Raw genomic sequence first — 12,818 nt, 5'->3', positions numbered from 1 at the left:
AGCTGCGATTCGCACAGCTCCGGCCTTTTATTTCATGAGACGTTTTTCTTTCAGAAAATCATGCAGCAAATCGATTCCTTTACGTATTTCCTCTGGCTCCAGATGACCATAGCCAAACAGCAGCTTGCTCGCATGCTCGCCCTTTCGGATGCAATGATATTCCACAGGCGTAATGCGGATTTTTTCTTTGCGGCAATCGGCTACAAAGGAATCATCGAAAGTCATCCCCGGAAACTCGACGGCCAGATGGAGCCCTGCCGCATCTCCCCAGGCGTGCCACGTGTCTTGGAAGCGCTCTTTCAACGCTGCCAGCAGAGCCTGTCGCCGCTCTCCATACAGCTTTCTCATTTTCCCCAGATGCCTGTCAAATTTCCGTGTACGCAAAAACTCAGCTAATGCCGCTTGTTCAAACGGCGGGTTCTGGACATCCGTATGGGTGCGCAAATGGCGCCAGCGCTGATGCAGCTCACGCGGAAGAATGACATAGCCGACCCGAAGCGCCGGGAAGAGGACCTTGCTGAAAGTGCCGACGTAGATCACCCGCCCGGGATCCATGGCATACAGCGGTGCAACGGGATCACCATAATAGCGGAACTCGCTGTCATAATCATCTTCTACCAGATAGCACTCGTTTTCCCTGGCATAACGGATGAGTGCTGTGCGGCGAACAGCCGGCAGAATCCCGCCTAAAGGAAATTGATGCGAGGGGGTGACATAAACCGCGCTCGCACGCTTCCCATGCAAGCATTCCGTCTGCAGGCCAAAGGCATCGACCGGTATCGGTGAAATCGGGTAGCCTTTATTTTTCAGCGTCTTCAACATCCCGCGATTGCAGGGATCCTCTACGAACATCTCTTTTCCTTCTTGATAGAGCAAGTCGGCAATCACATGGAGGGCATGCGTGGCTCCCGCCGTGATGAAGATATCACTGATATCCACAGAAAGCCCCTTGCTGCGATACAGCCAAGCGGCAATTTCTTCCCGCAGGCTGAGCAATCCCTGCGGACCGCCATATCCGTAAAGGTCTGGAGATATCTCTTGCAGCGTTTTTTGTACCATCTGCTGCCACAAATACCGGGGAAAATGCTGCGAATCAGGCTGACCCGTCCGGAAATCAGCCAAAAAGCTTGGCGGCATAGGTTCCTGCTTCGTTGTTTCTGCACCGTTTTTTTCCTCCAGATACACCCCTTCCGCGACCCGTGTCGGCGCCCCCTGATGGCTGAAAACATAGCCCTCCGCAAGCAGCATGTCATAAGCTTCATTCACCGTATTGCGAGACACCTGCAGCTCTCTCGCCAACTCACGGGTGGATGGCAATGCTTCGCCTGCTTTCAGCTTGCCGTCTACCATTTGCTTCCGAAGCGCTTGGTAAATCTGACGCTTTAAAGATACTTCGCTCTGTCGCTGCAGCTCGATTCCCCACATATGCCCTCCAACTGGTTCCTTATCTTTCGCGCTGGACTGGTCCTTTTCCCGGACCAGTTTCTTTACTACGATTGTAGCATGATTTTCCAGCGGTCATTTCAACACTTTTGGGAGGATGTGATTTTTTGGCACGATGGAAAGGGATGCTGTATTTGTTCGGCGCTTTCTCGCTGGCTGGGACCTCTGTGATTGCGGCGCGTTTTATCAACGGGCAATTAGGGATCTTTACCACTACTGCTGTCAGCTTATTCTTTGCGCTTCTATGCTTGCTGCCGTTGGGGTGGAAGGAACTGGCGAAAGCTGTCCCCCATCTGACAGCGAGAGATTGGATTCTTTTCGCTGTTCAAGCGCTCTTTGGCATGTTTTTGTTTCGCATGTTTTTATTGTACGGACTTTCCCGTACCAGTGCGGGCGAGGCCGGGATCTTGACCGGTGCGACTCCTGCGGTGACCGTTCTGCTGGCTATGCTCCTGTTAAAAGAAACGATCAGTCGGGCTGCGTCTCTCGGCATTCTCAGTACTATCGGAGGGATTCTGCTCATGCAAGGGCTGCTCACCCCCGGACGCGACCATGCCTTCTCCATGGAGCATTTGGCGGGGAATATCCTCGTGCTTCTCGCTGCTGTCAGCGAATCCTTGTTTAACATCTTTTCACGCAGCGCCGCCGTGAAATCGGCTGCTGCGGAACGTGCGCCGCTGCATCCCCTCGCGCAAACAACCCTGGTGTCGGCCATGGCATTGCTTCTATGTGTGATCCCTTCGCTCTATGAAAGACCATTGGCTTCCCTGGCGATGATCGGTTGGGCTCAATGGCTCGCAATCATCTGGTACGGCCCATTTGTCACCGCACTCGCCTTCATTTTTTGGTACGCGGGGATCAAAAGATGTGAAGCATCAACCGCCGCAGCATTATCGGGGATGATGCCTTTTACCGCATTAGTGCTGTCTGTCACGGTCTTGGGGGAGAATGCCGGATGGCTGCAGTGGGCAGGGGGGCTGCTGGTGATTCTCGGGATGGTTCTGATTGGAGTAAATCCGGAGAACGCGGAGAAAAAAGCAGGTTCGGTCGAAGTCTTGGATTCATAAGGAGGAAAACGAAAACGGGTACCATATGCTCGCTTCTTCAGAAAGCTTGCATGTGGTACCCACACATCCCGGATTGCCGTATATTGGAATGGATCCTTGCTTTATTCTTTAGGTCTCCGGAATCAGCACTAGTGCCGTTTCCGGCTACAGTGCTGATGACGCCGCGCGATGCATAGACTTTTCCTCCCCACCCCGGCAGCATTTCCATCTGCAAGATTATCCTCGTGCTTTATATCTGGGTCTACAGTTATTCCCAGGTCAGATTAGGAATTTACAAACTTCTTTTTTTCATTTCGGCCTCAACTCCCTGTTTGGAGTCTGAACATTATTGCCGATGTTACGAATTTTTACATCTGCCTTGACGTCTATTGTCAATCGCCGGAAAAATTCACTCGGCCGTTGGCGTAATTCCTTATACAGGTCCCGCTCATTCTTGAGCCTCGTCCTGAGCCGCAGTACATCTACCCCGTATTTGTTTCTCACCTTTTCTGCCGTTCTCTTCAACCGTATCCTCAACATATCGGAGACGATCTGTTCTAAACGTTTAATCTGCTCTGGTTTTTCGAATGAGGCGCCCAAACATTGGTATTCCATCATTTCACCTTCAAGTTCCACGTCGAATGTAATATGTGGATGGCCCTCACGTAGTTCCGGTTTAATTTTGCAATTGCCCGCAATGATCTGAAGTCCAGTTTTTTTTCCTTGGTAACACGGAAAATGCAGGACTCCTCTTTCTATCTCATCCTGTAAGACCGAGATGTCCATCATTTGTTCTCGTGACAACGTACCGATCATTTTGAATGTGTCAAACACGGCCACTTGATTAATCAGAATCTCTTTATTTTCATTCATTGCGGCTTTTACCAAGAGAAACGGCGATTGGGATCGGACGCTTTTGCTCACCGTCCCCAAATTGGATACCGGCATCACAATCGTCCGCTGAACGTTGTCTATCATCTCCGCGATGTGGAGTGCAGGAGTAGGTTCAGACACGCTCGGTGTTGCGAATAATTGGGAGATGGGGCCATCAAACACAAGCATCTCCGTGTGTCGGCGCATCTGAGGAAACCTTGCGAAAAAATCATACAGCTCGTTAATGCCTTTCCTGGCCACCTTCTCCCCAAGGGCGATCGTCTGTAGATGAGACATATTCGGCAAGCGATCGCTCCGCGTCACAACACGTTCGATCCCATCCGCTATCGAGGGCGTCTCGATGACGAAATTGGTGTAGCCGCTTTGCTTCCCCGATGAACCGAAACCTCCTCCCTTCTGATCACCCCCGTCTTCAGCAGCCGCTTCTACGATCTGCACCACTACTTGATACATCCTTGTCTCAAAGCCGTTGCTTCTAACGGGCGGCAGTTCATCGATTCCCAGTCCGACTATGATTGCACGATCCTCCAATTCTTGATAGTCCCAGCAACCTGCAGTCAGCAAACTAATGCAGGCGATAACTAGCATGGGCAAGACCCAATTGAAAATTCGCATTCGAATCACGATTCCTCACCTTCCTGGATTCCTGAAGCGGGGAGGAGTCCCAGCTTTCGGCGAACGAATACACCTGCCAGAAGCAAAAGTGGGTATACAAAGAGAATAAACATTCCGATGACCCCTACATAATTGGTCCACCTCTCCATCTCCATTAAATTGTCGGGAATCAAGGTGAGAACGTATATTACCGGGATACTCAACCCCATCCACCACCTTTGTGAAATCCTCGGAAACATACGGTTCATGGTAAAGGCGGAAGAAAAAAACACCACCAGATGAGTAGTGTAAGCAAGCGGTAGCCACAGAATAATGAGAAGCAATTCAGCCCGCTCTACAAACTGGCGCACAATCTCGATCATTTTGGCCATAGTCACAACCGGATAGGTTTGGGTCATCGTAACATCGGGCCCAAGCGTAAGCAGCGCTCCCAGCACAATGAAGCTGTAAAAAGCTCCGGAGAGAGCTATTCCTGTTGACGCATTCCAAAAGCACTTCTCCTTTTTAAGGACAAATGGATAGTACAGAAGCAGGATTTCAAATCCAAGATAAGAATAAGTGGTATCGGGAATCGGCTGGACTACCCGTAGAAATCCTTCAGCGAAAGGGGCTCGGATTTCATACCAGTCAGCTTCCAGGTATGCGATCATGAAAAATAAAATGATTAATAGGAAGGTGATAGGCTGACCTGACTCGTTTATCCGCACAATCGGCATGAGACCGTCCCACGCCGCATAAAAGATGGTGATGAGCATTGCGATGATAATCGCTTCCAATGGCGTAAACGGTAGCATCTCCGCCCGGACCACTTCTGCCATTGTTCGAATTCCCGTAACAGTGAACAACAGAAAATACTCCGCAAACAGGAGATTGAACAAGAAGCCGCAAAACCGGCCGAAAATTTTTACATTGTATTCAACCAAGGTATCCTTCGGAAAAATACGCGCCGTACGCAGAATCAGCCAAAGGGAGACCAATGATACGAAACCTGCTAGGATAATGGTAATCCATGCGTCCTCACGCGCTTTTTCAACCACTCCTCGGGGCAGCGTGATGAAGCCGACCCCAACAATTGTACCGAATACTAGCAGGACTAATTGAGTAGGGCTGATCTCTATCGGTCTTTCAAATCCCTTCATATGTCACTATCCTTCTTCACTGATATTGGAGCCCCTACTCCTTCCTTTGATTTTTGGAAGTCATCGCAAGGGGTTGAGCTTTTGTCGGATTCTGTGATGCGAGGAACGTCGGGCGATGGATGAGGCGTTTAAACGAAAATCGGAGTACCGTATCCATCCAATCACGGATCCGAAGGGGCGAGAGAGGGGCAAGATACGGAACGCCAAAGGAGACAAGTCGGGACGCATGGGCGTGAATGATGAATAATCCCAATAAAAAGCCGTACAATCCGAAGATACTGCTGCACAGGAGCAAAAAGAAGCGCAGTATCCTGTACGTGATCCCGAGAAGATAGACGGGCGCTGTAAATGAAGATATAGCCGTTAAGGCGACAATGACGACCGTGACCGGACTGACAAGATTAGCGTTAACCGCTGCTTCTCCTATAACAAGCCCTCCAATGATACTTACAGCTTGACCCACTGGCTTGGGCAGCTTGATGCCGGCCTCCCTCAATATTTCAATCATGATCTCCATTATGAAGACTTCCAGTACAATCGGCAGTGCAACTTTCACCCGGGCCGCGTCCATCGAGATGACAAGCCGAGTGGGTATGAGTTCTGGGTTGTAGGCGATAAGCGACAGATAGAAGCCTGGGGTCGCAATGCTGAATAGCAAAGCAACCATCCTCACCAAACGAATCAATGTCGCATATTGCCAACTGCTGTAGTAGTCATCAATTGTAGTAATGAGTTGATAAAAAGTAATTGGCATGATCAGAGCATGCGCCGCTCCCTCAACCATCAAAACAACGCTTCCTTCCAACAGGTAGGAACAAACCACGTCAGGCCGCTCCGATGGACGCATTTGCGGAAACAAGGAGTAGGTGTTATCTTCCAGCAGTTCTTGCAGATGGAGTTGCCCCTGCAATGCACCGACCTCGATGGACATTACGCGCCTCTTCACTTCCTCTACGAGAGCAGGATTCGCGACATCATCCAGATAAAAAAGGGCAACCTCTTGTTTCCCCCGCTTCCCCACCTGAAATGACTCAATGTACAGATGAGGATCGCGCAACCGCTGGCGGATCAACGTAATATTGGGTCCGAGAATCTCCACAAAACTTTCCCGGGGACCTATGACGCTTAGCTCTGTCTCTGGGGGCGATATATCTCTCTTTTCCACTTTTGCCAATCCGATCGCAAGCCCAACCGCCACACCGTCTACCAGCAGAAGCACTTTTCCGTCGAGCAGTTCATCGACTGCACAGTGCCAGTCATTTACCAACTGAGTGTCACTCAACACGATACAACGTTTTATTTCCGCTAGTGGATCGGATACCGTTGTTTGTACCTGCTCGCATGCCACGACTTGTTGCAGTTTTGCGTCCCATTGTTCCTTTAGAGGAGACACGACCCGTTCGGTCAAAAGCTGAACATCGACGAGAGATTTATAGAAAAGCAAGGTTGCCTGCCATTCTTTACATACTAAATCGTTGACCAAAAAATCTGTATTTTTTCCCAGCCGGTTCTTCAAGGTCTGGACATTTTCTTGGAGTGATTCGTTCAAAAATCCCGATAATTCGATGTTCTCCCGATGGTTGATCACCGACTGCTTTTTTTTGTTCACGTTTCTATTGCGAAAAAAATTGACCATCTATATCACTTCTTTCCGCATGTCTTGGATTTTCTTAGTATCCCCCCAATATGAAAAATTACATGCATAAACTTGCTTCAATTTCCTGTTGTTGCATGTTTTAGAATCCGACTTTGCTGCAGGATTTTCGAGCTGCTTGCGTATAATCCCGATTACTGACCACCCATGCCTCACGAGCCTTGCAATGAGCGATTGATGCCTGTGCCTGCTGTACAGCTTCGATACCTACATTTTACTGTGCAGCTCGATAAAATTGACGTGCCCATTGATGGCAGTTGGAAAAAGGACATTGACGTCTCTGATGAGAGCGCTGTTTCCATAGACGTTCTGGACAATAGTCGCTTGGAGAGTGAACTTGCAGAAAATCGAAAATTGAAGGAAAAAATGGCAGATGGGCCTTCGCCAATGATGGTATTCACTGGAAGTCCTGAAACTGAGGATGAAAGAAGAGAACGCCAGAGAGGAAGCAATCTAGTTGCAACTCCTGGCTCAACCAATCATTGAATAATCAACAGCAAAACCTACACCACAAGAAGAGATGGCGGTTGCCGCAGCATCAAGGAAAGCTGGGAGAAATCGTTGTGGACACTTATGGAGAATCCGTAGGAAGGCCTGGTCGTAGGGGCTCCTGTGAAACCATTCCGTTTGAAACGAATGAAGAGGCGGGTTTCCGCCTCTTTGTCGATTCCATTTAATCCCACGCAAACCGTTGTTCTTTCCACGGATTAGCGTGCAGATCCAAAAACTCATTATTGGATCATCGCGAAAGAACACTGCTTTGCTTGGGATTATTAAGACGAAAACCTTTCAGCTGGCGGTAGAGCCATCTTAGCTATAAATGGGCGTAGCATACCTGAGTCTGACCGGATGATATTAATCGCGTGGAACCGTGGAAGTTTGATCGCTTGCTCGGGCTTAAATGGTACTATTTCCTCTTTGAGCTTATTATAGGTTTCTTTAGAACTGGCGTATAGGTGATAGTTTGGCCCCGCCGATTTAATGATTTCGACCAGATCGGCAGGCAGCTGCTCAAACGAGTGAAACATCCACGTATATTTGATTCTCCATTTCCGGCTAGTTACTGCTGCGCCTTTCCATATTTTTTTTGCTCTCAAATACTGATGTGGTTCGTCCATGAGGAAAAGGAAAGGAAACATGTCGGGATCATCGTCATTGTCAGGCCGTAAAGTCATTGCAGCATCCGCTTTTGTACATAGAATATTGACCAGCAAATCTACTGCCGCGGCTCCCAATTTTTTGACCGGAACATCGATGATGATAGCCTTTCGCATTTTGAATAACTCTACAAAGTCCAATCCCGCCCTGGTCCGCATGCACTCCTCCAGGTAGGCATCACCAAGGACACAATCCAAACGGTTATATATGGGGCGTAGGATCTTTCTACGCATGGCAGGAGATTCCTTACCAAATTCGATTAGTGTTGTCTTATGCATGCCATCCGGCATTTGTCTGATTATCTTCTCTCTATGGGCATCGTCCTCAAAGATCTCCAGTATCTCCTGGAGTCGTCCTGTCTGCATGCCATAGACTGCTGCCTTAATGTGCCGCTCTGTCTCCGGCGCATCCTCGTTAATATCCTGGAATACTCCCATGATGATCCCCGCGAGCTGCTGCTTAGCCCGCTCAGCATGGAGAACTTCACGCCAATCCAAACCAATCGGCTTTTCTCCTAACCGTATCCTCATTACCTTCTCTGGCGGCAAAACCTTTTCCACCTGATCCCCGATCTGTCCTTTTGCTGGATCTATTACGATCCCCCCATAGCCCGCTTTGACCATTTCAACAATCGCGTTTGCCGCATATCCTTCTGTCTTGCCGCATCCCATCGGCCCGATCACAACGTCCGGCAGACATAAAAGATCCCAATTCTTCGTCGGCTTATATACGGGAATTTTTTCTCCTTTGAAAGTAGCCGTTCCCAAAAACAGTCCCGATTTTGTGACTTCCTTTGGCAGATCAACCTCTGGATGATTGATCGTATCGATGATTGGATAATCCTCCTGGAGAGAGTGCTGTGGCAGCTTAAAAAAGTGTCCGGCTTCTTCACCGGATACCAGGTTGCGTCGCCCAAACAAGAATGGAGTATCAATTTTTCTGTCTTTCATTTTTCTAATCCAATGATTCACCCTATATTTAGGGACCTTCTTCCCAACAAGCTCATTGTCGTGATCTAGCTGTTTGAATGCTACGATCAACCCCCTCATGATCCGCAGCTGCCGCCGAACATCTTCGGACCGGACAACGAGCCGTAGGGTAAAATCAAATCCCGCTTGTGATAGTTTTTTGTCGGTTGCATCACTGATCTCCTTCGACTTCTTCCAGGAACGGGGTTTCTCTTTCTCAAATACTTTGCGGTCCTGTTCTGCCTCTTTGTACCACATCGTTTCGGCTGGCTGGATTCCAAACTGAATGTAGACTTTATCGTTCTCCTGTAGGAAACGGGAAAGCTCCAGGATCTCTCCGAGCGGCTTCTCCTGCAAGCGCCTGTCGGTTTTCAGTGAGAGGAAATGAGGGAAGCGGAGACGTAGATCGTAGCAAAGAACCTGTTCAGCGGATAAGTCCTCCAGGGGATCGGTAGCCTCTTTTATCGTGGAGTGTCTCCAGATTGATTGCGCTTGGGCGCGGATGGTATCTTTTAGCGCGGGCAACGTGACGATGTGGCTTTTATATGCGCCATTTGTCATCGTGGATTCCATAAAGATCATATCTTGTCTCTTTGCTCTTGACCGGACAAGACGATAAAATTCCTGGTATCCATCCGCAATGATCTCGGCAAATTGATGCGCGTAATCATTTTTTACCGTAGAGTGCGGCGTGATCTGGAAAAATGCGAATACTGGTTCGTTGTGAACTATGGTCTGAATGTTATCCTGAACTTCTACAGCCACCGCAACTTCCGGATAGATCGGTTCCACCTTCTCCCAGGCGACACCCTTGCGCATGTAGGTGAGTGTGATCCGTTCCTCGGGGAAGCTAACAAGCATCTGTGTTCCTCCTTACATTTTGATGTTTTGCAATACGTTCCACATCGCATCGTTCATATATCTACCGATGATCGCTAGGAGTAGGATCGCGGATGGGCAAAGGAATATCGCTAGGATAATCAAAGCTGTCCGCATGATCGTTACTTTCCCGAGACGTTTGTTAAAGCCGAACATGGCAAACCCCGCGATTAAGGCAAGTGCCCCCAATCCCATAGCAAGCTCTTGGAAAAGATCAGTTAGAGGTTTCATCTCTTTTGCGATTGAACCGACCGCTTGCACATGCTCATTTGCCAGGATCGTGCCCGATAGGGTCCACAACGTAATGGCAATTTGTTTCATTTTCGGATGGATTGTTTTTCTCCATTTGATTGTGGGCACTTCATCGAAGGGCGCTCTTTCTCTCAATGGCACACCGTTGATCCGTACAACCATATCCATCTTATTCCCTCCTGTATAAATCGTCTAAATAGATGCCAAACTATACGTATCAAATCCGATGGGAGGACCCAAAATGCTGATTCCTTTGCCGCTTGTTTTAATCGGAGCTGGTGCTGGTTTGATCACTTTTGCTACCCTGATGAAATTCCTTTGATCCAACAACTACCCTAATTCCCTGGGATGGTATAGTACGCCCTGCGCTGGCTTCGGCTGGCGCATTATTTTTTTCCATATCACGTTGGATCAATCGCTTAACGTAAGTTGCAAAACGTCCCTGCCTGTTGGCATGCTTGAGGAGTTGGCACTCAAATGGATCGGCTTGACTAAAAGTTACACTCTTGACTTTCCTCTTCCGCTTCATCGTGTATCCCCCTGTCATTCCCTGGTTTGAACCTCTGCATTACTACGGTATGACCGTATCCTTTTGCACATTCCGAGTAAAAATAAAAAAAGACCTCCCCCCGATTTCGGGAGAAGGCCGTAGTATCGCCCATGCGCTAGATGAATCTAGCGTATGCGTGTGTAAGCAAGAACATTCCACTTTTCTCGATAAATAAGCAAAAAAACGCACAAGGCATAAGCACCTTGCGCGTTTCTCGGAGGAAACAAAATGGATTGGAGAACGGATGTATTAAGCATAACACATGTATATTTTTATGTCATTATGTGTAATACCGTGTAAAACTAAGTCGTGACGACCGTAACCGTCTTTGTTGACTGGTCCCAGGCAAGCTTGTACTTGAATAGATCGGCAATTTCCTTCACCTGGCAATACCCTGTACTCCGTTTCTCGGTTTCTAATATTGTTTTCGTTTTGAGCTTTCTGCCATTCAGTGAAATGGAGTGATCTTTTGGCTCATAAGCGACTTTCAAACCTACCAGCTCGGCAAAAGGACGGATTGGAATATACGCCCTCCCATCCTGGATGTACCCTTTCGTCGGTATCCCCATGTAATGCGCAGGGATTGGATTGCCGTTCACAATGAAAGTTACATCTAAGAACTTATTTTCCTCCTCTTTACGAATCGGAATCGGGAATTTAAGCAGCTTGTCATGCAAGGCGAGAATACTTTGACCATACGTTGTACCTGGTACGGCCCAGCGCCCGTTAAGGTCCTCCCAGGCAGGCGCAATCCCTCTCGTAACCAGATGAAAGCGCGGATCAACGATCTTTTCTCCTGTTGGTAAATCCGCCTTTGTCGCGTAGGCGTATAAATGTTGAATCTGAGCCGTTACTCCTTCACGAATGCTTGAGAACGCAGCACCTTTGACTCCCTTCTTCGTTACCCCAAGCCCGCAATAATTATGCTGATCGGGAGTGACTGCTGTTCCTCCTTCAAACTTAAACCAGCCTGTCTCGTGGATCGATTGGCAGAAGGCAATGTCACCCCTGATCCCGTACAGCCGCCCAACTTCCAAGAACGCTTTCGCTATTTCCTCATCAAATTGGGGATTCTCCTCTTTGACAAATGCTATCATCTGCTCGATGGCTGCCTTACTCTCCCCTAAAATGGGTGTTTTCTGGAGCGCAGTTTTCTTCTTTAAACCGAAAGCCAATGCTACCCCGTTAGCGTGTCCTCTTGCCACATTTTCAAGGAATCTCGGGTCCTTTAACCTCGCAGCATCGTTGGCTACATCAATAAAAGCCATTTCGGTTAGAACCGCAATGGCTTCTGTCTCTCGGCATACATGGAGGTCTTTCTTTTTCGGCCCGCGGTCGATCCCGCCAATCAGCTTCATAACTTCCGCGTGAATGAGCTGTTGTACCCTCTCTGTCTCCTTTAGATCTTTTGCGGGGATTTTGTGATAGATGAACGACTCAAATCCACCTTTCCCTCCGCCAGCATTAACATGGATGCTCAGAAAGAAGTCAGCTCCCCACGCATTTGCCATATCAGTAGTTTCTTTGAGGGATACCGTTCTGTCGTCTGTCCGACTCATTTTGATTTCAATATTTTCATACTCGTTGAGCAAAATATCGCGAATACGCATTGAGACAAGCAAGGTGATATCTTTTTCCTTTAGCCCATTTGAAACGGAGCCAGGGTCCGCCCCGCCGTGCCCGGGATTTAAGAAAAATTTCATTACGGGTTCTCTCCCTTCCGTTTTGTCGCCCTTGCAATCTTCGATTCAATCTCAGATGCCACCAAGTTCATGAGCCATTTTGGAATCCATTTGTCCCAGCCCGCGCGGTATGCATTCGCCGTTACGCTTTGCCAGTAGTGGAACATTAGCCCGCCTGTCACGCCATAAAACAATACTTCTGTTGTGCCAAGTGCGTTATCCAGGAAGCGAGCGAGAGCAGGGAAGCAGATCACAAAAATTGTGCGCAGGATGCCGTTAATGCCGTACTCGCTGGATAGGGTCCCATCTTTAAAGCTGGCAGCGATTCCTGTCAACCAGTCCAGGGCGATAATGATCAAAAAAGCTAATGCGACATAATAACGCATGTCTCCGATTTCAGCGTTATACATCGTTTGAATAAACCAAGCTACCGATCCGGAAATTATCGCAGCGCCACCTGTCTTCGCGTTTGCAACTTCTCCGATTGCGAATTGATCCATCGAAAACCTCATACCTAACACTCTCCTTTTTTGGTCAT

Annotated in this window: 12 protein-coding genes; 2 read left to right on the top strand and 10 right to left on the bottom strand. The window is 48.4% G+C overall.

Going from position 1 to position 12,818, the window contains the following annotated elements; all coding sequences use genetic code 11:
* Nucleotides 1-27: 27 nt before the first annotated feature.
* On the bottom strand, nucleotides 28-1,425 hold the full coding sequence (gene pdxR, locus EIZ37_RS00470) for a MocR-like pyridoxine biosynthesis transcription factor PdxR (protein ID WP_134682589.1): 1,398 nt from the start codon (nucleotides 1,423-1,425) through the stop codon (nucleotides 28-30).
* Nucleotides 1,426-1,550: 125 nt separating this feature from the next.
* On the opposite strand from pdxR, the gene EIZ37_RS00465 reads away from it, so the two are divergent.
* Complete coding sequence (locus tag EIZ37_RS00465; RefSeq protein WP_167568564.1) at nucleotides 1,551-2,510, top strand: DMT family transporter; 960 nt, start codon at nucleotides 1,551-1,553, stop codon at nucleotides 2,508-2,510.
* A 288-nt stretch (nucleotides 2,511-2,798) separates the two neighbouring features.
* Here the strand turns inward: EIZ37_RS00465 and EIZ37_RS00460 are convergent, their stop codons facing one another.
* From EIZ37_RS00460 to EIZ37_RS26610, 4 genes are all read right to left on the bottom strand, one after another.
* Entirely contained in the window at nucleotides 2,799-3,998 is a 1,200-nt protein-coding gene (locus tag EIZ37_RS00460) for a Ger(x)C family spore germination protein (RefSeq protein WP_235827863.1), read from the bottom strand.
* 5 nt (nucleotides 3,999-4,003) lie between these two features.
* Nucleotides 4,004-5,137, bottom strand: coding sequence for a GerAB/ArcD/ProY family transporter (locus tag EIZ37_RS00455; protein ID WP_134682587.1), 1,134 nt, complete (start codon nucleotides 5,135-5,137; stop codon nucleotides 4,004-4,006).
* 34 nt (nucleotides 5,138-5,171) lie between these two features.
* On the bottom strand, nucleotides 5,172-6,773 hold the full coding sequence (locus tag EIZ37_RS00450; RefSeq protein WP_134682586.1) for a spore germination protein: 1,602 nt from the start codon (nucleotides 6,771-6,773) through the stop codon (nucleotides 5,172-5,174).
* A gap of 100 nt (nucleotides 6,774-6,873) precedes the next feature.
* Nucleotides 6,874-6,966, bottom strand: a complete 93-nt coding sequence (locus tag EIZ37_RS26610) for a hypothetical protein (protein WP_328591338.1) — start codon at nucleotides 6,964-6,966, stop codon at nucleotides 6,874-6,876.
* 2 nt (nucleotides 6,967-6,968) lie between these two features.
* On the opposite strand from EIZ37_RS26610, the gene EIZ37_RS00440 reads away from it, so the two are divergent.
* Nucleotides 6,969-7,277 (top strand): hypothetical protein, encoded by a 309-nt coding sequence (locus tag EIZ37_RS00440; protein WP_134682585.1) that lies wholly within the window; start codon nucleotides 6,969-6,971, stop codon nucleotides 7,275-7,277.
* A 287-nt stretch (nucleotides 7,278-7,564) separates the two neighbouring features.
* Here the strand turns inward: EIZ37_RS00440 and EIZ37_RS00435 are convergent, their stop codons facing one another.
* The 5 genes from EIZ37_RS00435 to EIZ37_RS00415 all read right to left on the bottom strand — a co-directional run bounded on the left by EIZ37_RS00435 (nucleotide 7,565) and on the right by EIZ37_RS00415 (nucleotide 12,792).
* The gene (locus tag EIZ37_RS00435) at nucleotides 7,565-9,778 is read right to left on the bottom strand and encodes a type IV secretory system conjugative DNA transfer family protein (RefSeq protein ID WP_134682584.1); all 2,214 of its coding nucleotides are present in this window, start codon (nucleotides 9,776-9,778) and stop codon (nucleotides 7,565-7,567) included.
* 12 nt (nucleotides 9,779-9,790) lie between these two features.
* Nucleotides 9,791-10,216, bottom strand: a complete 426-nt coding sequence (locus tag EIZ37_RS00430) for a hypothetical protein (RefSeq protein WP_134682583.1) — start codon at nucleotides 10,214-10,216, stop codon at nucleotides 9,791-9,793.
* Between the two features lie 97 nt (nucleotides 10,217-10,313).
* The gene (locus tag EIZ37_RS00425; protein ID WP_134682582.1) at nucleotides 10,314-10,577 is read right to left on the bottom strand and encodes a hypothetical protein; all 264 of its coding nucleotides are present in this window, start codon (nucleotides 10,575-10,577) and stop codon (nucleotides 10,314-10,316) included.
* A 323-nt stretch (nucleotides 10,578-10,900) separates the two neighbouring features.
* Nucleotides 10,901-12,301 carry an N-acetylmuramoyl-L-alanine amidase gene (locus EIZ37_RS00420; protein WP_134682581.1) on the bottom strand — a complete coding sequence of 467 codons (1,401 nt, stop codon included), beginning with the start codon at nucleotides 12,299-12,301 and terminating at the stop codon, nucleotides 10,901-10,903.
* Nucleotides 12,301-12,792, bottom strand: coding sequence for a phage holin family protein (locus tag EIZ37_RS00415; RefSeq protein ID WP_134682580.1), 492 nt, complete (start codon nucleotides 12,790-12,792; stop codon nucleotides 12,301-12,303). Before EIZ37_RS00415 ends, EIZ37_RS00420 begins: the two co-directional genes overlap by 1 nt.
* Nucleotides 12,793-12,818 lie beyond the last annotated feature (26 nt).

Origin of the sequence: Brevibacillus migulae, from assembly GCF_004521915.1 — a bacterium.
In the GTDB taxonomy this organism is placed as follows: domain Bacteria; phylum Bacillota; class Bacilli; order Brevibacillales; family Brevibacillaceae; genus Brevibacillus_F; species Brevibacillus_F migulae.
This window is presented reverse-complemented; position numbering and strand designations above follow the sequence as displayed.

Coding starts and splice junctions, on each gene's coding strand:
- EIZ37_RS00425 (WP_134682582.1), bottom strand. CDS start 10,577: ATGAAGCGGAAGAGGAAAGTCAAGAGTGTAACTTTTAGTCAAGCCGAT.
- EIZ37_RS00420 (WP_134682581.1), bottom strand. CDS start 12,301: ATGAAATTTTTCTTAAATCCCGGGCACGGCGGGGCGGACCCTGGCTCC.
- EIZ37_RS00430 (WP_134682583.1), bottom strand. CDS start 10,216: ATGGATATGGTTGTACGGATCAACGGTGTGCCATTGAGAGAAAGAGCG.
- EIZ37_RS00450 (WP_134682586.1), bottom strand. CDS start 6,773: ATGGTCAATTTTTTTCGCAATAGAAACGTGAACAAAAAAAAGCAGTCG.
- EIZ37_RS00440 (WP_134682585.1), top strand. CDS start 6,969: ATGCCTGTGCCTGCTGTACAGCTTCGATACCTACATTTTACTGTGCAG.
- EIZ37_RS00455 (WP_134682587.1), bottom strand. CDS start 5,137: ATGAAGGGATTTGAAAGACCGATAGAGATCAGCCCTACTCAATTAGTC.
- EIZ37_RS00460 (WP_235827863.1), bottom strand. CDS start 3,998: ATGCGAATTTTCAATTGGGTCTTGCCCATGCTAGTTATCGCCTGCATT.
- EIZ37_RS00435 (WP_134682584.1), bottom strand. CDS start 9,778: ATGCTTGTTAGCTTCCCCGAGGAACGGATCACACTCACCTACATGCGC.
- EIZ37_RS00415 (WP_134682580.1), bottom strand. CDS start 12,792: ATGAGGTTTTCGATGGATCAATTCGCAATCGGAGAAGTTGCAAACGCG.
- pdxR (WP_134682589.1), bottom strand. CDS start 1,425: ATGTGGGGAATCGAGCTGCAGCGACAGAGCGAAGTATCTTTAAAGCGT.